Genomic DNA, 20,172 nt, shown 5'->3' with positions numbered 1-20,172 from the left:
GTTCCATGCGTAGCCCGCTGATTGCTGCCGCCTTTGGCCTGTTTGTGTTGGCCGATGTGGCCCAGGCGCACACCCTGGTAGCCACCAGTAACATCATCGTTCGTGCCTCCCAGCGCAGCATCGATTTCACTTCCGATACCACCACGTCGATTCGCGATTCGAAAATCATCCGCGAAGCCCACGACGACGCCGCCAGTTTCGTCGCCAGCAACGGCGACATCCGTGGCGCGCATCTCGAAGCCGCGCTCAACACTTTGCGTAATCGCGTGCCGGAAGCGCGCGACGCCAGTGATCAGGTACTCGCCGAAGCCATTCTCGCGCTGTGAAGTCCGTTGGCGCCTGGCTGCTGGCCGGGGCATTGTTGCTGCTCGGCAACAGCGCCCACGCCGGCCTGCAATTGCGGCTCAAGACCGAGGGTCTGAGCCCGGCTCAACAACAGGCCAGTCAGGCGCTGATCGATGAGGCGATGGCGAAACTGCCGCCGAGCTTCATCGAGCGGCTGGATCGGCGCATCGACGTCGGCTGGACCGACGACATGCCTGCCAACGCTTACGGGCAGGCGACGCTGGTGTCCGAGCTCGATCTGAATCGCAAACTGCTCGCCGGTCTCACCGATGGCAGCGCGGCGAAAGAGAAAACCAATCGCCCCCACGGCACTGTGCGCCAGGAACTGCTGGCCACGGTGCTGCACGAAATCACGCATATCTACGACCGCGCGCGTTTATGGCCGAGCGCCGAGCGCACGTTGATCCAGCGCTGCACCCGACACTTCAACAGCGCCGGGCTGATCGGTATGCCCGATGAGTGTCGCGGGCAGAACGGTCGCCGCTTCACCATCAGCGACGACCCGCGCCTGCTCGATCTGGCCGGGTGGCAACAGTACGTCGGTCGCCGTGGCGAGCGTGAACAACATAACCGACAGATCGCCCGCAGTCCGGATCTTTACGAGATCTCCAGTCCCAAGGAATTCGTCGCGGTCAACATGGAGTACTTCCTCCTCGACCCGAGCTACGCCTGCCGCCGCCCGGCGCTGTATCGCTACTACAAGGAACATTTCGGCTGGGCGCCGCCAGCGCAGGACACCTGCAGCAAGAGCTTCGCCTTTCTCAATGCGGGCAATGACTTCGCCAAGCAGCCTCTGGGGCAAGTCGATCCGGAACGGGTCTATGCCGTCGATTACCTGCTGGCCGAGGCCAATCAGAACTGGGTCAGCCGCTGGGGTCACAGCATGCTGCGCCTGGTGATCTGCGCCCCCGGTCGCCCGCGTGGCCCGGATTGCCGCCTCGACCTCGACCAGCACCTGGTGCTGTCCTATCGCGCCTTCGTTGGCGATGTGCAGCTGTCGAGCTGGGACGGACTGGTCGGCAAATACCCGTCGCGGCTGTTCGTGTTGCCGCTGGCGCAAGTGATCGACGAATACACCAAGACCGAGCTGCGCAGTCTCGCTTCGGTGCCGCTGAAGCTGTCTCGCGAGGAAATCGAAGGCGTCGTCGAACATGCTGCCGAGATGCACTGGAGCTACGACGGCAACTATTTCTTCCTGTCCAACAACTGCGCGGTAGAAGGTTTGAAACTGTTGCGCAGCGGCAGCAATAACAGCCAACTGGTCGGCCTCGACAGCATCATGCCCAACGGCTTGCTGGAAGTGCTCAAGGGCCGTGGTCTGGCCGACACCAGTGTGCTCGACGATCCGAAAGAAGCGCTGCGTCTGGGTTACCGCTTCGACTCGTTCCGCGATCGTTATCAGGCGATGTTCGATGTGTTGAAGAAGCAGCTGCCGATCAAGCAGACCACTGTCGAAGACTGGCTGTCACTCAGCGCTGAGCAACGCCGCGAATGGTTCGACCGCGCCGACCTGCGCACCAGTGCCGCGCTGTTGCTGCTCGAGCAGGCGAGTTTCCGCCGGCAGTTGTTACTGGCGCAGGATGAGGTCAAGCAACGTTACCTCGGCGCCCGCGAGCTGGAAAATGGCGGCATGGACAAGGCTAACGCGACCTTGCAGGAGATCCTCGCCAACAGTGGTTTCCTCAGCCGCCCGGCGGAACTGCTCGACTCTAAAGGTTACGGACTGCCCCAGCCGAGCGAGTTCGGCCGACTGGAAGCGGAAAGCAGCCAGCGGCAGAAGAAGCTGCTGGCGCTGTCCGGCGATCTCGATACTGAAGTGCGCAAGCTGCTCGAACCCAAGCGCGCCGCCGAGATTGCCGCCAGCGAGGCCAACGTGAAGCAGATTGGCGAACATCTGCGCAAACTGCACAAGGCCTCGGGCGGATTGCAATTGCCCTGAGCACAAAAAAAGGCTTCAGAACGCCTGTTCTGAAGCCTTTTTTATTTCCCTTCGGCTTTAACCGCGAGCCTTGCGCACGCCTTGCGACAGCGCCGAACACAGACTCAGAACGCCATCGATTGCCTGCTCAGGCGTATCGGCACTGGCGATGTGATCGATCAATGCCGACCCCACCACCACACCGTCAGCCAGACGCGCTATCGCCGCAGCCTGCTCCGGTGTACGGATGCCAAAACCGATGCTGATCGGCAGGTCGGTATGCCGACGCAGACGTGCAACCGCCTCTTCCACGTGCTCCAGAGTCGCTGCACCGGCGCCGGTGACACCTGCGACCGACACGTAATAGACAAAACCGGAACTGCCGTTGAGCACACGCGGCAGACGTGCGTCGTCGGTGGTCGGCGTGGTCAGGCGGATGAAGTCCAGGCCAGCAGCCTGCGCCGGGTCGCACAGCTCTTCGTTGTGCTCTGGTGGCATGTCGACCACGATCAGGCCGTCAACGCCAGCCTCTTTGGCTTCGGCGATGAAACGCTCGACGCCGAATTTGTGGATCGGATTGAAGTAACCCATCAACACCAGCGGCGTGTCGCTGTTGCCTTCACGGAACTCGCGAACCATTTGCAGGGTTTTCGCCAGATTCTGTTTGGCGCCCAGTGCCCGGATATTAGCCAGCTGGATCGCCGGGCCATCGGCCATCGGATCGGTGAACGGCATGCCCAGCTCGATCACATCGGCACCTGCGGCAGGCAGGCCTTTGAGTATTGCCAGCGAAGTGTCGTAGTCAGGATCACCGGCAGTGACAAAGGTCACCAGCGCGGCGCGGTTCTGTTGCTTGAGGTCGGCAAAGCGGGTTTGCAGGCGGCTCATCAGTGTTTCTCCTGCTGCGACTGTTGCATATGGTGCATCACGGTTTGCATGTCCTTGTCGCCACGGCCCGAGAGGTTGACCACCATCAGGTGATCCTTCGGCAGCTTCGGTGCGCGCTTGAACACTTCGGCCAGGGCGTGGGCGCTTTCCAGGGCAGGGATGATCCCTTCCAGACGGCAGCATTTGTGGAACGCTTCAAGAGCTTCGTCGTCGGTTACCGAGGTGTACTGGACGCGGCCGATGTCGTGCAACCAGGCGTGTTCAGGGCCGATGCCCGGGTAATCGAGGCCGGCGGAAATCGAGTGGGCGTCGATGATCTGGCCATCGTCGTCCTGCAGCAGGAACGTGCGGTTACCGTGCAGCACGCCCGGCACCCCGCCGTTCAGGCTGGCCGCGTGCTTGCCGGTTTCGATGCCGTAACCGGCGGCTTCGACGCCGATGATCTCCACGCTCTTGTCATCGAGGAACGGGTGGAACAGGCCCATGGCGTTGGAACCGCCACCGATGCACGCCACCAGGCTGTCCGGCAGACGACCTTCCTGAGCCTGCAGCTGATCGCGGGTTTCCTTGCCGATGACAGCCTGGAAGTCGCGGACCATTGCTGGATAAGGGTGTGGGCCGGCCACAGTGCCGATCAGGTAAAAGGTGTTGTCGACGTTGGTCACCCAGTCACGCAGGGCTTCGTTCATCGCGTCTTTCAGGGTGCCGGTGCCAGCCACGACCGGAATGACTTCAGCGCCGAGCAGCTTCATGCGGAAGACGTTGGCCTGCTGACGTTCGATGTCGGTGGTGCCCATGTAGATCACGCAATCGAGACCGAAACGCGCAGCAACGGTGGCAGTAGCCACGCCGTGCATGCCGGCGCCGGTTTCGGCAATGATGCGCTTCTTGCCCATGCGCCGTGCCAGCAGAATCTGGCCGATGCAGTTGTTGATCTTGTGCGCGCCGGTGTGGTTCAGCTCTTCACGCTTGAGGTAGATCTTCGCGCCGCCGCAGAACTCGGTCAGGCGTTCGGCGAAATACAGCGGGCTCGGACGTCCGACATAATCACGCTGGAAGTAGGCCAATTCTTCCTTGAATGCCGGATCTTCCTTGGCCGCTTCGTATTCGCGAGCGAGGTCGAGGATCAACGGCATCAGGGTTTCCGCTACATAACGGCCACCGAACGCACCGAACAGGCCGTTGGCGTCAGGGCCGTTACGCAGATCAGAGGTGTTCGAAGTCTGGGTCATGGGTCGCTCCAGGTGAATTCGGTCAGAAGACAATGACGATCACTCTACCCCTGACTTTCCAGGCTGAAAACCGATAAGATCGCCGCAACCTGTCAGGAAAACTCACAGATACCATGAGCCATGACCTTCCCCCGCTGAATGCCTTGCGCGCCTTCGAGGCCACCGCTCGTCTGAACAGCGTTAGTCAGGCAGCCGAACAGCTGCACGTCACCCACGGCGCGGTCAGCCGCCAGCTCAAGGTGCTTGAAGAACATCTAGGGGTGAGCCTGTTCGTCAAGGACGGACGCGGCTTGAAACTCACAGATGCCGGAGCGCGTCTGCGCGATGCCAGCGCTGAGGCGTTCGATCGGTTGCGCAGTGTTTGCGCCGAACTGACGCAAAGCACAGCGGATGCGCCGTTCGTGCTGGGTTGTTCCGGGAGCCTGCTGGCGCGCTGGTTTATTCCGCGCCTGGGGCGGCTGAATGCCGATTTGCCGGATCTGCGTCTGCACCTGTCGGCCGGTGAAGGCGATCTCGATCCCCGGCGCCCGGGCCTTGATGCGTTGTTGCTGTTCGCCGAACCACCGTGGCCGGCCGATATGCAGGTCTATGAACTGGCGGCGGAACGCATCGGCCCCGTAATGAGCCCGTTGTATAGCGGTTATCAGAAGCTGCACACCGCTGTGGCCGCAGATCTTTTTGATGAGCCCTTGCTGCACACCACCTCTCGCCCACAAGCCTGGCCCAGTTGGGCGCAGCAAAACCACCTCGATCCCAGGGCGTTGAAGCTCGGGCAAGGTTTTGAGCATTTGTATTATTTGCTGGAGGCGGCTGTTGCAGGTCTCGGCGTGGCAATCGCGCCGGAGCCGCTGGTAACCGAAGATCTGAAGGCGCGTCGCCTGGTTGCGCCGTGGGGCTTTTGCGAAACCCCGGCGCAACTGGCGTTGTGGCTACCCAAGCGCGCCGCAGACGGACGCGCCCGGCAACTGGCGCAGTGGCTCAAGAACGAGCTGCGCCAGACTGATCACTCACCGCGCTTGAACAAAAAGTAGGCGGCGAGCAGACCGATTGCACCGACAGCCACGCCGGCTGTGGTCCATGGGTGTTCCTGCGCGTAGTCACGAGTGGCAATGCCGGTCTCGCGGGTTTTCACTTTGACTTCTTCGTACGCGTCGCTGAGCAGATGACGGGAATGTTTCAGCGCACTTTCGGCGTTGCTTTTCAGCGCCTTGAGGGTCTTGCGCGACTCGTCCGAAGCATCGTCTTTCAAGCTTTCCAACGATTTGAGCAGACTCTCGATCTCGGCTTCCATGCTTTGCAACGAGGCTTTACGTAAAGAGGTGTTGGCCATGGTGGCTCTCCTGCATTGGTGATGAGTGGCGTGTGTTGGTTGGGACTTCAGCACGTCGAGAAAGTGCAGAAATTCTGAACTTCGGCAGCGCAGCGGCGCCGAAATCATCAGTGCAATTGCCTGCTAGGCTCAATTTCACACGCCTTTCCAACCCAAGGAGAACGCCATGAGTGATCATCACACCTACAAGAAAGTCGAGCTGGTCGGCTCGTCCACTACCAGCATCGAAGACGCCATCAACAATGCACTGGCCGAGGCGAACAAGACCCTGCGCAATCTGGAATGGTTTGAAGTGACCGAAACCCGTGGCCACATCGAAAATGGCCAGGTAGCGCACTTTCAGGTCACGCTGAAAGTCGGCTTCAAGATTGCCGCCAGCTGAGTTTGAGCTAGTCTTCTGAACTTGCGCGCTGGCCGAGTGCCATAGGGAATGGCAAAGCGCTACAAGGTGAGCGCATCGGGTGGATGACTCGATGCCCGCCTCTTTCAATCCGACCAGGGAGTGCGACCGATGAAGAAGTTCATGTTGGCAGTAGGTTTGTTGAGCCTTGCGGGTGGTGCGTTTGCAGCCGGCAAGCCATGTGAAGAGCTGAAAAGCGAAATCGCCGCGAAGCTCGACGCCAAAGGCGTTTCCGGTTATTCGCTGGAGGTTGTCGACAAGGGTGCGGCGGCTGATGGTGACGTCGTCGGCAGTTGCGAAGGCGGCAGCAAGGAAATCGTCTACAAACGCGGTTGATTGCGCCTGAAATACAAAAGCCGACGTGGATGCGTCGGCTTTTTTGTGGGCTCCATGTGCCCGATGTGGGAGCGAGCTTGCTCGCGAAACCGGTGGGTCAGTCAACATATCGAGTGCCTGACACTCCGTCTTCGCGAGCAAGCTCGCTCCCACAAGGTATGTGTGGTGAATCTTAGCCCTTCATCACCTGCGCCAGCAGCTCGTACGAGCGCACGCGATCAGCATGCTCATACAAATCGCTGGTGAAAATCAGCTCGTCCGCCTGGGTCTGCTCGATCAACACCTCAAGCTTGGCGCGGATCTTCTGCGGGCCGCCGACCATGGCGAGGCCGAGGAAATCGCCCACTGCCTCACGTTCATGGGGCAGCCACAGACCGTCCATGGTTTTCACCGGCGGACGCTGCACCAGGCTCTGGCCACGCATCAACGCAAGAATCCGCTGGTACACCGACGTCGCCAGGTAATCGGCTTGCTCATCGGTATCCGCTGCCACCAGCGGCACGCCGAGCATCACGTACGGCTTGTCGAGCACCGCCGACGGTTTGAAGTGATTGCGGTAGATACGGATCGCCTCGTGCATGAAGCGCGGCGCGAAGTGCGAGGCGAAGGCGTAAGGCAAGCCGCGCTCACCCGCCAATTGCGCACTGAACAGACTTGAGCCGAGCAGCCAGATCGGCACGTTGGTGCCGGTGCCGGGCATGGCGATCACCCGTTGCTCCGGGGTGCGCGGGCCAAGGTAGCGCATCAGTTCGGCAACGTCTTCAGGGAAGTCGTCAGCGCTGCCCGAGCGCTCACGGCGCAAGGCGCGGGCGGTCATCTGGTCAGAGCCGGGCGCGCGGCCCAGACCCAGGTCGATGCGTCCCGGGTACAGGCTCTCGAGGGTGCCGAACTGCTCGGCAATCACCAGCGGCGCATGGTTGGGCAGCATCACCCCGCCGGAACCGACGCGGATCGTCGACGTGCCTCCGGCCAGATAGCCGAGCAACACCGAAGTGGCCGAACTGGCGATGCCGTCCATGTTGTGGTGTTCGGCGACCCAGAAGCGCGTGTAGCCGAATTTCTCGGCATGCTGCGCCAGGTCCAGCGAGTTGCGCAGCGATTGCGCCGCACTGCCATTTTCGCGCACCGGCACCAGGTCGAGAGTGGAAAATTTAACGTCGGACAGTTTTTTCATGAACCTGCATCTCCGGGTGGGGAGGCAGGTTTTTCTTGCGAGCGAAAACCTGCCAAATCCATAAGCGTGTTTTATGGAATGAGGGCATATACCCGAGATTCAATAGCAGCGACGAAATTTCCTACTAAAAAAGTCAACGATTCAGCCGGGCTGAACTTTGTTCCGCCGTCTATCCTCAGAAGCCTTGCTAGTAAAAACCGCGACGGCGCGGCGTTCCGCGCCATATTTGAGGAGGCAGACATGGCTATCGTGAAAAAGGCATCGGCGCATTGGGAAGGCGATCTGAAAACCGGTCTCGGCTCGATCTCCACCGAAACCGGCGTACTGCGCGAAGCGCCGTACGGCTTCAAGGCGCGCTTTGAAGGCGGCAAAGGCACCAACCCGGAAGAACTGATCGGCGCGGCCCACGCCGGCTGCTTCTCCATGGCGTTTTCGATGATTCTCGGTGATGCCGGCCTGAAGGCAGACAGCATCGACACCAACGCCGAAGTCACCCTCGATCAGGTTGACGGCGGCTTCGCGATCACTGCGGTGAAGCTGATTCTCAAGGCGAAGATCCCGGGCGCAACTCAGCAGCAGTTTGAAGAGTTGAGCAATAAGGCCAAGGAAGGGTGCCCGGTTTCCAAGGTGCTGAATGCGAAGATCACTCTCGAGGCTTCGCTGGTCAGCTGATTTGGCGTTTGCCGGGCTGACGCCTTCGCGAGCAGGCTCGCTCCCACAGGGGATTTGTGCACGTCGCAGATCCAGTGTGGGAGCGAGCCTGCTCGCGAAGGCAGTCTCGAAACCTGCTCAGCGGCCGGCAATTAATACAAGGTGTGAGCAAAGTCAGAACCCGCTCCGCAGAATTGTGGTCGAATAATCGACAGCAGCTTCAGCGCACACCCGTGCGCGCTGCCTCAAGGAGCTTCATCGATGAAACGTATTGGCTTGGCGATCCTTTGCAGTGCACTGGCCACGTCCGCTTTCGCAGCCCCCAAGGACTGCGAAGAGCTCAGAAAGGAAATCGAGATCAAGATTCAGGCGAAGGCGATCCCCTCGTACACCTTGGAAATCATCACGGCGGAAGAGGCGAAGCAGCACGACTCGGCCATGATCGTCGGTTCTTGCGAGAATGGCACCAAGCGGATCATCTATCAGAGAAACGATAGCTGATTGCCTGTCACGGCACGCAATGGATCTGCCGCTCGTTGGCAACGATCTGCCCCTGACGATTGATCAAGCGTGCACTTGGCGTGAAGGCCAGCGATCGGGCCTCAAGGCGGTAACGCTGCCCGGCCTCGAAGTGTTCATAGGGCACGGTCATGTAACACAGCCGCTCTTGCGGATCGGTATCCATGCCCTGACCACCCCCGAATACTTCGAAGTCAAAGCGCACGGTGAGTTCATGACTACCGGGCGTCACCTGAAAAAACCGTCCGTCGCGCAAGCGCTGTTTATCCAGGCGCTCGGCCATCAGCACTTTGCCGCCGGGGGTAGGCATGGCGAAGTCGACCCAGGCTTTGTCTGGATCGGCCGCCGGCAACCGGCTCTGACAACCGGCGAGCACACTGGCGGCCAGCAATGTCGTCAACTTGCGCATGATCGATATCCTTTGACGGGATTTGCAGCATAGCGCCGATCAACTGCTCTGACAGCCCGCCGGCGTGCCCTGACCAACTACCTTGCGCTGTTCGTCATAAAGCTTGGCCCAAGGCCGGAAGCCGATGCTGCCCGCCTGCAGCTGATAGCGCTGGCCGGCGTTGAAATCCTTGAATTTCACGCTCAACTGGCAATCGCGCCACAGCGGTTCGGCAGTCGGGCCGATGTTGGTGGCCTCGACCGGGAATTGATAGCGCACCTTCAGCTCATGGCTGCCGGGCTGCACTTCGAAATAACGTTTGTCGACAGCCTGTGTGGCGTCGACTTGTACGGCTTGCAGCGCCGTGTCGTGTTGGCGAGCATCAAGATCGATCCAGGCTTGCGAAGGGTCGGGGTCGGGCATTCCGAATCCGGCACAACCGGCCAGCGTCAGCAGGCCTCCTGTCAGCATCAACATGCGCATAGCGGTGCTCCTTGAGGCGGGATAGTCTTGGGGCAGACTTTCCGGGGAATTTCTTATTTTGATCAGGCCGTTTTCCAGCCTTGGGTTACTTGATCGCGTTTTTCCGATTTTGTTTCCGGGTGTGTTGTTTTTGTTGCTCAACGGTTGCGCCAGCGTCAGCTATTACAGCCAGTTGGCCAGCGGCCAACTGCAATTGCTGCGCGCACGGGAGCCGGTCGAAAAAGTCATTGCCGACCCCAGCCGCGATGCCAAATTGCGCGCGCATCTGGCTCAATCACAAAAGGCCCGCACGTTCGCCAGCGAGCACCTGCATCTGCCGGACAACCAGAGCTATCGTCTGTACGCCGACATCGGCCGGCCGTTCGTGGTGTGGAACGTGTTCGCCACCGCAGAGTTTTCCCTGACCCCGCACAATCACTGCTTCCCGATTGCCGGCTGCGTGGCCTATCGCGGCTACTACAGCCAGAGCGCCGCCCGTGGCGAGGCGGCGATTCAACGCTTGCAGGGCATGGACGTGTCGATCGGCGGGGTCGAGGCGTACTCGACGCTCGGCTGGTTCAATGACCCGATTCTCAATTCGATGATGGGCTGGGGCGACGAACGGCTGGCCACGTTGATCTTTCATGAACTGGCGCACCAGAAGTTCTATGTGAAGGACGACACCGAGTTCAACGAGTCATTCGCCACCTTCGTCGAGCAGGAAGGCACGCGGCAGTGGCGCGCATTTCGCGGGCTGCCGGCGGAGTCGGATGCGAGGCTCAAGCAGCGTGACCAGTTCATCGAACTGGTACTCGCCACGCGCTCACGACTGGAGAAGCTCTATGCGCAGCCGCTCTCGGTTGAGCAAATGCGTGAGCGCAAAGCAGCGGAATTCGAGCGCTTGCGCCGGGAGTATCGGGTAATGCGCGACAGTCAGTGGGCCGGGGACAAACGCTATGACGCCTGGGTCAATGCGCCGTTGAACAACGCGCGGTTGTTGCCGTTCGGGCTGTATGACCAGTGGGTGCCGGCATTTGCGGCGCTGTTCAGGCAAGTAGATGGGGATTGGCTGAGGTTTTATGCCGAGGTCGAGCGGTTGGGACGGTTGCCGGTTGATGAGCGTAAGGCGGCTTTGAGGGCCTTGGCAGTTCCTGAGTCCTCCAGCGGCTGAACGGGCCTCATCGCTGGCAAGCCAGCTCCCACAGGGACAGCGGTGAGCCTGAAGAATCGCTAACCTGTGGGAGCTGCCTTGCCAGCGATAGCCATCTGCTCAGCGCTGCAAAAACGCCTGATGCAACTCGTCCAGGGTTTCAAAGTGATAAGCCGGCGCCTCGGCATTCAGTTCTTCAAAACTGCCAAACCCATAGCCCACCGCCGCTGCATCCAGGCCATTGCTGCGCGCGCCGATCAGGTCGTGCTTGCGATCGCCGATCATCAGGGTCTGCGCGGGGTCCAGGCGTTCTTCCTCAAGCAGGTGCGCAATCAGCTCAACCTTGTTGGTCCGCGTGCCGTCCAGTTCGCTGCCGTAGATCACTTTGAAGTGGCGGGCGAAGTCGAAGTGCCGGGCGATCTCGCGGGCGAACACCCACGGTTTGGAGGTGGCGATGTACAACTGCCGCCCCTGCCCGCTCAAGGTCTCCAGCAACGGCGTGACCCCGTCGAACACCCGATTCTCATAGAGGCCGGTGACCTTGAAGCGCTCGCGATAGAAATTCACCGCTTCCCAGGCCCTGGCCTCGTCGAAGTCGTAGAACTGCATGAACGCTTGCAGCAGCGGCGGGCCGATGAAGTGTTCCAGTTTGCTCAGATCCGGTTCGTCGATGCCGAGATTGGCCAAGGCAAATTGAATTGAGCGGGTGATGCCCTCACGCGGGTCGGTCAGGGTGCCATCGAGGTCGAACAGTACGGTCTGGTAATGCATGAGAGTTCCTGAGCTGGTGTAGGGCAATTCAGAGCTGGTCGTAGCCTTCGGCCAGATGCAGGTCCTTGAGCTTGACGTAGTTCGCCGCGCTGTACGTAAAGAAGGCGTTTTCCTTATCGGTCAGCGGGCGCACTTGCTTGACCGGGCTACCGACATACAGGAAGCCGCTCTGCAGGCGCTTGCCCGGCGGCACCAGACTGCCGGCGCCGATGATCACGTCGTCCTCGACCACGGCGCCGTCCATGACGATGCTGCCCATGCCGATCAATACGCGGCTGCCAACGGTGCAGCCGTGCAGCATGACCTTGTGGGCGATAGTCACGTCATCGCCGATCAGCAAGGGAAAACCGTCCGGGTTGAACGGGCCGGCGTGGGTGATGTGCAGCACGCAGCCATCCTGCACGCTGGTGCGCGCACCGATGCGGATGCGGTGCATGTCGCCACGGATCACCGTCAGCGGCCAGACCGAGCTGTCTGCGCCAATTTCGACGTCGCCGATCACCACCGCCGAACCGTCGACGAATGCGCCGTTGCTCAGGCGGGGGGTGTGATTCTGGTATTTGCGAAGGGACACGATTAGTTCTCTCTCTGTCGCCGATAGCTGCGGTGAGTGTCGATTGTAATTAAGATGGGCGCATGTTTCTTCCAGCCAAGGTGCCAACCGTGAGCGTGAACAACCCTCTTTTGCAGTCCTACGACCTGCCGCCGTTCTCCACGATCCGTGCCGAACACGTCCTGCCCGCCATCGAAACCATCCTCGCGGACAACCGCGCCGCCATCGCCGAAATTCTCAAGACCCAGGGCAAGAACCCGACCTGGGCCGGTCTGGTGCTGGCGATGGACGAACTCAACGATCGCCTCGGTGCGGCATGGAGCCCGGTCAGCCATCTTAACGCCGTGTGCAACAGCGCCGAATTGCGTGAAGCCTACGAGTCGTGCCTGCCGGCCCTGAGCGCCTACTCCACCGAGATGGGCCAGAACCGCGAACTGTTCCAGGCGTATGAAGCGTTGGCCAACAGTCCGGAAGCTGCCAATTTTGACGTCGCGCAAAAAACCATCCTGGAACACGCCCTGCGCGATTTCCGCCTGTCGGGTATCGATCTGCCGGAAGCCGAGCAGAAACGTTACGCCGAAGTGCAGAGCAAACTGTCCGAGCTGGGCAGCCGCTTCTCCAACCAATTGCTCGATGCCACGCAGGCGTGGACCAAGCACATCACCGACGAAGCCGCCCTTGCCGGCCTGACCGATTCGGCCAAGGCGCAAATGGCTGCCGCCGCCCAGGCCAAAGGCCTCGACGGCTGGCTGATCACCCTGGAATTCCCCAGCTATTACGCGGTGATGACCTACGCGCAAGACCGTGCGCTACGCGAAGAAGTCTACGCCGCCTACTGCACCCGCGCCTCGGACCAAGGCCCGAATGCCGGGCAGAACGACAACGGCCCGGTGATGGAAGAGATCCTCGACCTGCGTCAGGAACTGGCCCGACTGCTGGGTTTCGCCAGTTTCGCCGAGCTGAGCCTGGCGACCAAAATGGCCGAATCCAGCGATCAGGTGCTGAGCTTCCTGCGCGATCTGGCCCAACGCAGCAAGCCGTTCGCCGCGCAGGATCTGCAACAGCTGCGCGCTTACGCCGCCGAACAGGGCTGCGCGGATCTGCAAAGCTGGGACAGCGGTTTCTACGGTGAAAAACTTCGCGAGCAGCGTTACAGCGTCGCCCAGGAAACCCTGCGAGCCTACTTCCCGATCGACAAAGTCCTCAGCGGCCTGTTCGCCATCGTCCAGCGTTTGTACGGCATCGAGATCGCCGAGCAGAAAGGCTTCGACACCTGGCATCCGGACGTCCGCCTGTTCGAGATCAAGGAAAACGGTCAGCACGTCGGCCGCTTCTTCTTCGACTTGTATGCCCGCGCCAACAAGCGTGGCGGCGCATGGATGGACGGCGCCCGCGACCGTCGTCGCACCGTCGACGGAGTGCTGCAAAGCCCGGTGGCCAATCTGGTGTGCAACTTCACCCCGGCCGACAGCGGCAAGCCTGCGCTGCTGACCCATGATGAAGTGACCACCCTGTTCCACGAGTTCGGCCACGGCCTGCATCACCTGCTGACCCGCGTCGAACACGCTGGCGTATCCGGCATCAACGGCGTGGCCTGGGACGCGGTCGAGCTGCCGAGCCAGTTCATGGAAAACTGGTGCTGGGAGCCGGAAGGCCTGGCGCTGATTTCCGGCCACTACGAGACTGGCGAGCCACTGCCGCAGGACCTGCTGAAAAAAATGCTCGCGGCGAAGAATTTCCAGTCCGGGCTGATGATGGTCCGTCAGCTGGAATTTTCGCTGTTCGACTTCGAACTGCACGCCACCCACGGCGATGGCCGCAGCGTGGCGCAAGTGCTCGAGGGCGTGCGTGACGAGGTGTCGGTGATGCGTCCACCGGCTTACAACCGCTTCCCCAACAGTTTCGCGCACATCTTCGCTGGTGGTTACGCGGCGGGTTACTACAGCTACAAGTGGGCTGAAGTGCTGTCCGCCGACGCCTTCTCGAAATTCGAGGAAGACGGCGTGCTTAACGCTGAAACCGGTCGGGCGTTCCGCGAGGCGATTCTGGCGCGCGGTGGCTCGCAGGCACCGATGGTGCTGTTCGTCGACTTCCGTGGCCGTGAGCCATCGATCGATGCGCTGCTTCGCCACAGCGGCCTGAGTGAGGACGCGGCAGCATGAGCGACGGCCCTGTGATCACCAAGAAGCGCTTTATCGCCGGGGCGGTCTGCCCGGCGTGCAGCGAGCCGGACAAGTTGATGATGTGGAACGAAGACGGCGTGCCGCACCGCGAATGCGTGGCTTGCGGCTACTCCGACACCCTCAACGAGCAGGGCCTGTCGGTGCCCAAAGAACTGGGCACGCGGGTCAATACCAGTGCGCTGAAGCCTGCCGCCGACAAAAAGGTCCAGGCCGTGCAGTTCTTCCCCAACCCCAAGTTGAAGAAAAAGCCCGACGAGCAACAGTGACAACTACCGCCACCTGCCGATGATCGTCGTCAGGTGGCGGTAACTATCTACCACCTCGCCCCCGCGCTTCGTGATTAGGCTGGTCAATCCAGCCCTCTCTCACGGAAGACGCCATGCCTGACACCAACCCCCTCCTGCAACAATGGCAGTTGCCGCCCTGGTCGGCGATACGCGCCGAACATCTGCTGCCGGCAGTCGAGCGCATCGTTGCCGACAACCTGCTGACCATCGAAAACGTCATCGCCACTCAGGTTGAGCATCCCAACTGGGACGACGTGGTCATTGCCATTGATGAAGCCGATGCACGCCTGAATGAAACCATGGCGATTATCGAATTCCTTTCGGTCAGACATGCCGATGATCCCGAGTGGTTGGCGCAGGAAGCGCTCAGCACCCACGCTGCGCAGCATTACAAGGCTGCGAAGGCCGGCAATCGACAGTTGCTCCAGGTTTATCAACGATTGGCACAGAGCTCCATAGCCGCCAGCTTCAGTGATGCACGCAAAGCCTCGCTGGCGAAAATCCTGCGCAGGTTTCACTTGGCCGGCAGCGAATTGTCGAGTGCGCAGCGCAAGGATCTGACGCGATTGAACGGCGAAATCGATCTGCTGGAAAAGCGCTTCATGAGCAATCTCAGATCGGTCAACGCGGCATGGAGCAAGGACATCGACGATGCAGCGCCGTTGGCAGGACTGTCGGCCGAAACGCAGGCGCATCTGGCCGCCAATGCCAACAAGGCCGGCCTGTCCGGGTGGCGGCTGACCCTCGATCAGAACACTTACGATCAGGTCATGAAGCGGGCGCGGCACCGCGGTTTACGTGAAGAGTGTTTCAAAGCCTGGTGCACCCGCGCTTCGGATCAGGGGCCATACGCCGGCCGCTTCGACAACGGACCGGTGCTGCACAAGCTGCTGGCGGCGCGTCATGCCAAAGCCCGGCTGTTGGGTTTCGACAACTTCGCTCAGCTGCGACTGCTCGACCGCATGGCCGTGGATACTGACCAGGTCCGCCGTTTTCTGCAGCAGCAGATCGCTCTCAATGCAGCGGCGCTTGCGCGCGAAACCGATGACCTGCAAGCCTCTGCACGCCAGTACGGTATTGATCAGATAGAAGCGTGGGATCACGACTTCCTCGCCGAGCAATTGCGCCTGAAGCAGTTGGGCGGCGAGGAGCAGGACCTGCGCCTGTTTTTTCCGCTGGACGCCATACTGCAGAGCCTGTGCCGCTTCAGTGAGCACATGTTCGGCATCAGGATCAGCGAAAACATTCGCCTGGAGACTTTCAACGAAAACGTGCGCCTGCTCGAAGTCAGCGAGCATGAGCAAGCGGTCGGCTTCATCTACATCGACCCGTTCCACCGCGCCGCTGGCGCCGACTACGCCTGGACAGGTGTACTGCGCAACCGACGGATCAATGCGGAAGGCCGGCCATCACTGCCGATAGCCTCGCTTCAATGCAATTACACGGCCGCCGCCGACGGGCTGAATCTGCTGGCACATCAGGATCTGCGCGTGCTGCTGCACGAATTCGGCCATTGCCTGCATCACGTGCTGACACATTCGCCGCACTACAATCTTTCCGGCATTTCGCAACTGAGCCGCGACGCTGCCGAGTTTGTCGGGCAGTTGTTCGAGAAATGGGCGCTATCCGGGCAATTCCTGCGCTGGCTGGGTACGCATCATCAGAGCGGTGAGCGCCTGTCGCAAACGCAGGCCGACGCCGCGTTTTCCACCACCGACATCCAGCGCAGCCGAGAGACGGCGATGCTGCTGCTGAGCGCGCTGTTCGACTTCGAACTGCATCGCAGTCACGGCGACGGTCGCACTGTTCAACAAGTGATGGCGGATGTGCAAAGCGCATTCCCGGGCCTGCATATTCCAGCCTACTGCCGCTTCGCCAACAGCTGCGATTATCTGGTCACCGGTTACGAGGCTTCGCTTTACGCCTACAAATGGTCGGGTGTGCTGGCGAGCGAGGCGTTCAAACGCTTCGAACGTGAAGGTCTGTTCAATGAACAGACGGGCCGGGACCTGCGCAAGCACCTGCTGTCGGGAGACAGACAGTCACTCCCCGCCGCGCTGCAAGCGTTCTTGGGTAAACCGATCGACAGCGCGCTGTTTCCTGCACCAGCCGATTGAGCTGATCAACGCTGGACGTGCGCCGAGTCGAACCAGCTCTTCATCGAACACATGGCGAATGCACTGGTGCTGCATTCGCCATTGATCAGGGCTTCGTGCAACCGATCGACATCGGCCTGCATCACGTAGCGCACGCTGTCGTGGAAATGCTGACTGTCACCAAAACCGCCCTCGGTCATTTCCTTGAGCGCCTGCTCTTTGCTCCAGCCCTGCACCACCACGCGGTACATCGCCGCCATCAGACCGGTGCGGTCAGAACCGTGCTTGCAGTGCATGAGCACCGGGCCGTCGGCTTCGGCGGACTGAATCGCGCGCAGAGCCTTGAGCACATCGCTGTCGTCGACGTGATTGGTGCGATACGGCAGTTGCACTTGCTTGATGCCCGGCGCGGAGAGCCAATCGCTATCAGCATCAGGCAGGAAGTTGATTACGGTGACGACATGCAGATCGTTCAACAGCGGCACCGCACTGCGGCTGGGCAAGGCGCTGCGATACAGCGTCGGTGACATGCGGAACAGGTTGAACTGCGCCTCAACCGGCTGTGCCCACTCGGCGGGGCGAGATGCCGTGGCGTCGGCCGCCAGGGCGGCAATGCCATGCAACAGGGCAACAAGCGAAAAACATAACGCGGGGAAAAAGCGCACTCGAGACATGCTGGGCTGACCGTTTCGGCAATCTTCATGGGAGGAATTGCAGCTTCGCTATCAAGCGGTCAATACGCCGTGAGCCGGCCGTCAAAGAAACGTGAATCGGCGCCTCACCGGGCTTTTTTTCCAGGAAAACGGTTTTTCTTGATGCTTAGCCTGCTACCATTTGTCACATGATGTTGCAGACGTGGCGCCCTTTTTCGGGACAGACCCTCGTCATCGCGACGCAAAATTCCTCGAGCTGCTCGCAGAAGCGGCTGACTTCTATGCCTGATGAGGTGCCCCCCATGTCTGATCAAGATCGAGACAACCCGCGGCGTGAGTTCTTGCGCAAATCCCTGACCCTGATTCCGGTGGTCACGCTTGCCGGTACCGGCCTGGGCAGCAGCGTGCTGCAAGCCGCACCTGAAAGCACACCGGCGCCGGCCGCAGCAAAACCGGCCGCGGCTGGCGCCGGTGATTATCAGCCGAGCTTTTTCACCGCTGAAGAATGGGCATTCATCAATGCCGCCGTCGCCCAGTTGATCCCCAACGACGCGCAAGGCCCGGGCGCGCTGGAAGCCGGCGTGCCGGAATACATCGACCGGCAGATGAACACGCCGTACGCCGCCGGTGCCCTGTGGTACATGCAAGGCCCGTTCAATGCCGACGCTGCGCCGGAGATGGGCTGGCAGAGCAAACTGGTGCCCAAAGACATCTATCGCCTCGGCATCGCCGCCACGGATCAGTGGGTAAAAGGTCTCAGCGGTAAAACATTTGCCGAGCAAGACAGCGCTACCCGAGACGATTTGCTCAAGCAACTGGAAGCCGGCAAGCCGCAGTTCGATGCGGTGCCGGCGAAGATCTTCTTCAATCTGCTGCTGCAAAACACCAAGGAGGGTTTCTTCTGCGACCCGATCCACGGTGGCAATAAAGGCATGGTCGGCTGGACCATGATCGGTTTCCCCGGCGCCCGCGCCGATTTCATGGATTGGGTGGAACGCAACGAGCAATACCCCTTCCCGGCAGTGTCGATTCGCGGCGAGAGGGCGTAAGCATGGCAACGGTATTGAAGAAGGTTGATGCAGTCATCGTCGGTTTCGGCTGGACAGGCGCCATCATGGCCAAAGAGCTGACCGAAGCGGGTCTGAACGTGCTGGCGCTGGAGCGCGGGCCGATGCAGGACACCTACCCCGACGGCAACTATCCGCAGGTGATCGACGAACTCACCTACAGCGTGCGGAAAAAGCTCTTTCAGGACATCTCCAAAGAGACGGTGACCATTCGCCACAGCGTCAATGATATCGCCCTGCCCAACCGCCAGTTGGGCGCGTTCCTGCCGGGGAATGGCGTCGGCGGCGCCGGGCTGCATTGGTCGGGCGTGCACTTTCGCGTCGACCCGATCGAATTGCGCATGCGCAGCCATTACGAAGAACGCTACGGCAAAAGCTTCATCCCCAAGGACATGACCATCCAGGATTTCGGCGTCAGCTATGAAGAGCTGGAACCGTTTTTCGACTTCGCGGAAAAAGTCTTCGGCACCTCCGGCCAGGCCTGGACCGTGAAAGGCCAATTGGTCGGCCAGGGCAAGGGCGGCAACCCTTATGCGGCGGATCGTTCCAACCCGTTCCCGCTTGAAGCGCAGAAGAACACCGTATCCGCTCAGCTGTTCGGCAAAGCGGCTACAGAAGTCGGTTACAAACCCTACAACCTGCCTTCGGCAAATACCTCTGGGCCGTACACCAATCCCTACGGCGCACAGATGGGGCCGTGCAACTTTTGCGGATTCTGCAGCGGCTACGTCTGCTACATGTATTCCAAGGCCTCGCCGAACGTGAACATTCTGCCGGCGCTCAAGCCCCTGCCAAATTTCGAACTGCGGCCCAACTCCCATGTGCTGCGGGTCAACCTCGACAGCAGCAAGTCCAAAGCCACCGGCGTCACCTACATCGACGGCCAGGGCCGCGAGATCGAGCAGCCGGCGGACCTGGTGATCCTCGGCGCGTTCCAGCTGCACAACGTGCGTCTGATGCTGCTCTCCGGGATCGGCAAACCCTACGATCCGATCAGCGGCGAAGGCGTGGTCGGGCGTAACTTCGCCTACCAGAACATGGCGACCATCAAGGCCTTCTTCGACAAGGACACCCACACCAACAACTTCATCGGCGCTGGCGGCAACGGCGTGGCGGTGGACGACTTCAACGCCGATAACTTCGATCACGGCCCGCACGGCTTTGTCGGTGGCTCGCCGATGTGGGTCAACCAGGCTGGCAGTCGACCGATTGCCGGCACCTCGAACCCGCCGGGCACGCCGGCCTGGGGCAGCGCGTGGAAACGCGCCACCGCCGATTACTACACCCACCAGGTGTCGATGGACGCCCACGGCGCGCACCAGTCCTACCGTGGCAACTACCTCGATCTCGATCCGGTGTACCGCGATGCCTACGGCCTGCCGCTGCTGCGCATGACCTTCGACTGGCAGGAAAACGACATCAAGATGAACCGCTTCATGGTCGAGAAAATGGGCAAGATCGCCCAAGCCATGGGCCCGAAAGCCATTGCGGTGATCGGCAAGCAGGTCGGCGACCACTTCAACACCGCCTCGTACCAGACCACCCACCTCAACGGTGGCGCAATCATGGGTACCGATCCGAAGACCAGCGCGCTGAACCGCTATTTGCAGAGCTGGGACGTGCACAACGTGTTCGTCCCGGGCGCCTCGGCGTTCCCGCAGGGCCTGGGCTACAACCCGACCGGACTGGTGGCGGCGCTGACCTACTGGTCGGCGAAAGCGATCCGCGAGCAATACCTGAAAAACCCCGGCCCGCTGGTGCAGGCTTAA

General features: G+C 60.8%; 22 protein-coding genes. 13 read left to right on the top strand and 9 right to left on the bottom strand.

The features are described from left to right. Positions 1-5 precede the first annotated feature (5 nt). Together OK411_RS01740 and OK411_RS01735 are read left to right on the top strand one after the other, a co-directional pair. Positions 6-326 (top strand): DUF2388 domain-containing protein, encoded by a 321-nt coding sequence (locus OK411_RS01740; RefSeq protein ID WP_122506363.1) that lies wholly within the window; start codon positions 6-8, stop codon positions 324-326. Further along, positions 323-2,284: a DUF4105 domain-containing protein gene (locus OK411_RS01735; RefSeq protein WP_264364319.1), complete on the top strand. Its 1,962-nt coding sequence runs from the start codon at positions 323-325 to the stop codon at positions 2,282-2,284. Before OK411_RS01740 ends, OK411_RS01735 begins: the two co-directional genes overlap by 4 nt. A 57-nt stretch (positions 2,285-2,341) precedes the next feature. On the opposite strand, the gene trpA is transcribed toward OK411_RS01735, so the two are convergent. Further along, positions 2,342-3,151, bottom strand: coding sequence for a tryptophan synthase subunit alpha (gene trpA / locus OK411_RS01730; RefSeq protein WP_264364318.1), 810 nt, complete (start codon positions 3,149-3,151; stop codon positions 2,342-2,344). After that, positions 3,151-4,383: a tryptophan synthase subunit beta gene (gene trpB, locus OK411_RS01725; protein WP_016772302.1), complete on the bottom strand. Its 1,233-nt coding sequence runs from the start codon at positions 4,381-4,383 to the stop codon at positions 3,151-3,153. The genes trpA and trpB overlap by 1 nt, the downstream gene beginning before the upstream one ends. Before the next feature lie 113 nt (positions 4,384-4,496). On the opposite strand from trpB, the gene OK411_RS01720 reads away from it, so the two are divergent. Further along, positions 4,497-5,414, top strand: coding sequence for a LysR family transcriptional regulator (locus OK411_RS01720; protein WP_264364317.1), 918 nt, complete (start codon positions 4,497-4,499; stop codon positions 5,412-5,414). On the opposite strand, the gene OK411_RS01715 is transcribed toward OK411_RS01720, so the two are convergent. Then, positions 5,387-5,713: a DUF883 family protein gene (locus OK411_RS01715; protein WP_039757078.1), complete on the bottom strand. Its 327-nt coding sequence runs from the start codon at positions 5,711-5,713 to the stop codon at positions 5,387-5,389. The genes OK411_RS01720 and OK411_RS01715 overlap by 28 nt on opposite strands. A 166-nt stretch (positions 5,714-5,879) precedes the next feature. On the opposite strand from OK411_RS01715, the gene OK411_RS01710 reads away from it, so the two are divergent. Continuing rightward, positions 5,880-6,095 (top strand): dodecin, encoded by a 216-nt coding sequence (locus OK411_RS01710; protein ID WP_016772305.1) that lies wholly within the window; start codon positions 5,880-5,882, stop codon positions 6,093-6,095. A 129-nt stretch (positions 6,096-6,224) separates the two neighbouring features. Next, positions 6,225-6,449: a DUF1161 domain-containing protein gene (locus OK411_RS01705; protein ID WP_016772306.1), complete on the top strand. Its 225-nt coding sequence runs from the start codon at positions 6,225-6,227 to the stop codon at positions 6,447-6,449. Positions 6,450-6,621: 172 nt separating this feature from the next. Here the strand turns inward: OK411_RS01705 and OK411_RS01700 are convergent, their stop codons facing one another. Beyond that, positions 6,622-7,623 carry an LLM class flavin-dependent oxidoreductase gene (locus OK411_RS01700; protein WP_039757082.1) on the bottom strand — a complete coding sequence of 334 codons (1,002 nt, stop codon included), beginning with the start codon at positions 7,621-7,623 and terminating at the stop codon, positions 6,622-6,624. A 240-nt stretch (positions 7,624-7,863) separates the two neighbouring features. On the opposite strand from OK411_RS01700, the gene OK411_RS01695 reads away from it, so the two are divergent. Beyond that, positions 7,864-8,295, top strand: a complete 432-nt coding sequence (locus OK411_RS01695) for an OsmC family protein (protein WP_016772308.1) — start codon at positions 7,864-7,866, stop codon at positions 8,293-8,295. A gap of 240 nt (positions 8,296-8,535) precedes the next feature. Next, the gene (locus OK411_RS01690; RefSeq protein ID WP_016772309.1) at positions 8,536-8,775 is read left to right on the top strand and encodes a DUF1161 domain-containing protein; all 240 of its coding nucleotides are present in this window, start codon (positions 8,536-8,538) and stop codon (positions 8,773-8,775) included. A gap of 7 nt (positions 8,776-8,782) precedes the next feature. Here OK411_RS01690 and OK411_RS01685 read toward each other — a convergent pair whose 3' ends face one another. Further along, complete coding sequence (locus OK411_RS01685) at positions 8,783-9,202, bottom strand: hypothetical protein (RefSeq protein ID WP_264364316.1); 420 nt, start codon at positions 9,200-9,202, stop codon at positions 8,783-8,785. 39 nt (positions 9,203-9,241) lie between these two features. Next, positions 9,242-9,664 (bottom strand): hypothetical protein, encoded by a 423-nt coding sequence (locus OK411_RS01680; RefSeq protein WP_016772311.1) that lies wholly within the window; start codon positions 9,662-9,664, stop codon positions 9,242-9,244. Positions 9,665-9,722: 58 nt separating this feature from the next. Here OK411_RS01680 and OK411_RS01675 point away from each other — a divergent pair, with 58 nt between their 5' ends. After that, entirely contained in the window at positions 9,723-10,814 is a 1,092-nt protein-coding gene (locus OK411_RS01675; protein ID WP_264364315.1) for an aminopeptidase, read from the top strand. A gap of 99 nt (positions 10,815-10,913) precedes the next feature. On the opposite strand, the gene OK411_RS01670 is transcribed toward OK411_RS01675, so the two are convergent. Both OK411_RS01670 and OK411_RS01665 read right to left on the bottom strand, forming a co-directional pair. Next, a complete protein-coding gene (locus tag OK411_RS01670; RefSeq protein WP_016772313.1) occupies positions 10,914-11,564 on the bottom strand; it encodes an HAD family hydrolase in 651 nt (216 codons plus the stop codon). A 28-nt stretch (positions 11,565-11,592) separates the two neighbouring features. Further along, positions 11,593-12,138, bottom strand: a complete 546-nt coding sequence (locus OK411_RS01665) for a gamma carbonic anhydrase family protein (protein WP_016772314.1) — start codon at positions 12,136-12,138, stop codon at positions 11,593-11,595. 89 nt (positions 12,139-12,227) lie between these two features. Between OK411_RS01665 and prlC the strand changes: the two genes are divergently transcribed. The 3 genes from prlC to OK411_RS01650 all read left to right on the top strand — a co-directional run bounded on the left by prlC (position 12,228) and on the right by OK411_RS01650 (position 16,704). Further along, the gene (prlC, locus tag OK411_RS01660) at positions 12,228-14,279 is read left to right on the top strand and encodes an oligopeptidase A (protein ID WP_264364314.1); all 2,052 of its coding nucleotides are present in this window, start codon (positions 12,228-12,230) and stop codon (positions 14,277-14,279) included. Then, a complete protein-coding gene (locus tag OK411_RS01655; RefSeq protein WP_016772316.1) occupies positions 14,276-14,566 on the top strand; it encodes a YheV family putative zinc ribbon protein in 291 nt (96 codons plus the stop codon). Before prlC ends, OK411_RS01655 begins: the two co-directional genes overlap by 4 nt. Positions 14,567-14,679: 113 nt before the next feature. Continuing rightward, positions 14,680-16,704 carry a M3 family metallopeptidase gene (locus tag OK411_RS01650; protein WP_217879101.1) on the top strand — a complete coding sequence of 675 codons (2,025 nt, stop codon included), beginning with the start codon at positions 14,680-14,682 and terminating at the stop codon, positions 16,702-16,704. 5 nt (positions 16,705-16,709) lie between these two features. Here the strand turns inward: OK411_RS01650 and OK411_RS01645 are convergent, their stop codons facing one another. Then, complete coding sequence (locus OK411_RS01645) at positions 16,710-17,357, bottom strand: tyrosine-protein phosphatase (RefSeq protein WP_038860827.1); 648 nt, start codon at positions 17,355-17,357, stop codon at positions 16,710-16,712. A 281-nt stretch (positions 17,358-17,638) separates the two neighbouring features. Here OK411_RS01645 and OK411_RS01640 point away from each other — a divergent pair, with 281 nt between their 5' ends. Further along, positions 17,639-18,385: a gluconate 2-dehydrogenase subunit 3 family protein gene (locus tag OK411_RS01640; protein ID WP_024015018.1), complete on the top strand. Its 747-nt coding sequence runs from the start codon at positions 17,639-17,641 to the stop codon at positions 18,383-18,385. A 2-nt stretch (positions 18,386-18,387) separates the two neighbouring features. Further along, complete coding sequence (locus tag OK411_RS01635; protein ID WP_130888816.1) at positions 18,388-20,172, top strand: GMC family oxidoreductase; 1,785 nt, start codon at positions 18,388-18,390, stop codon at positions 20,170-20,172.

Source organism: Pseudomonas sp. RG1 (assembly GCF_025910115.1).
GTDB lineage: Bacteria > Pseudomonadota > Gammaproteobacteria > Pseudomonadales > Pseudomonadaceae > Aquipseudomonas > Aquipseudomonas atacamensis.
This window is presented reverse-complemented; position numbering and strand designations above follow the sequence as displayed.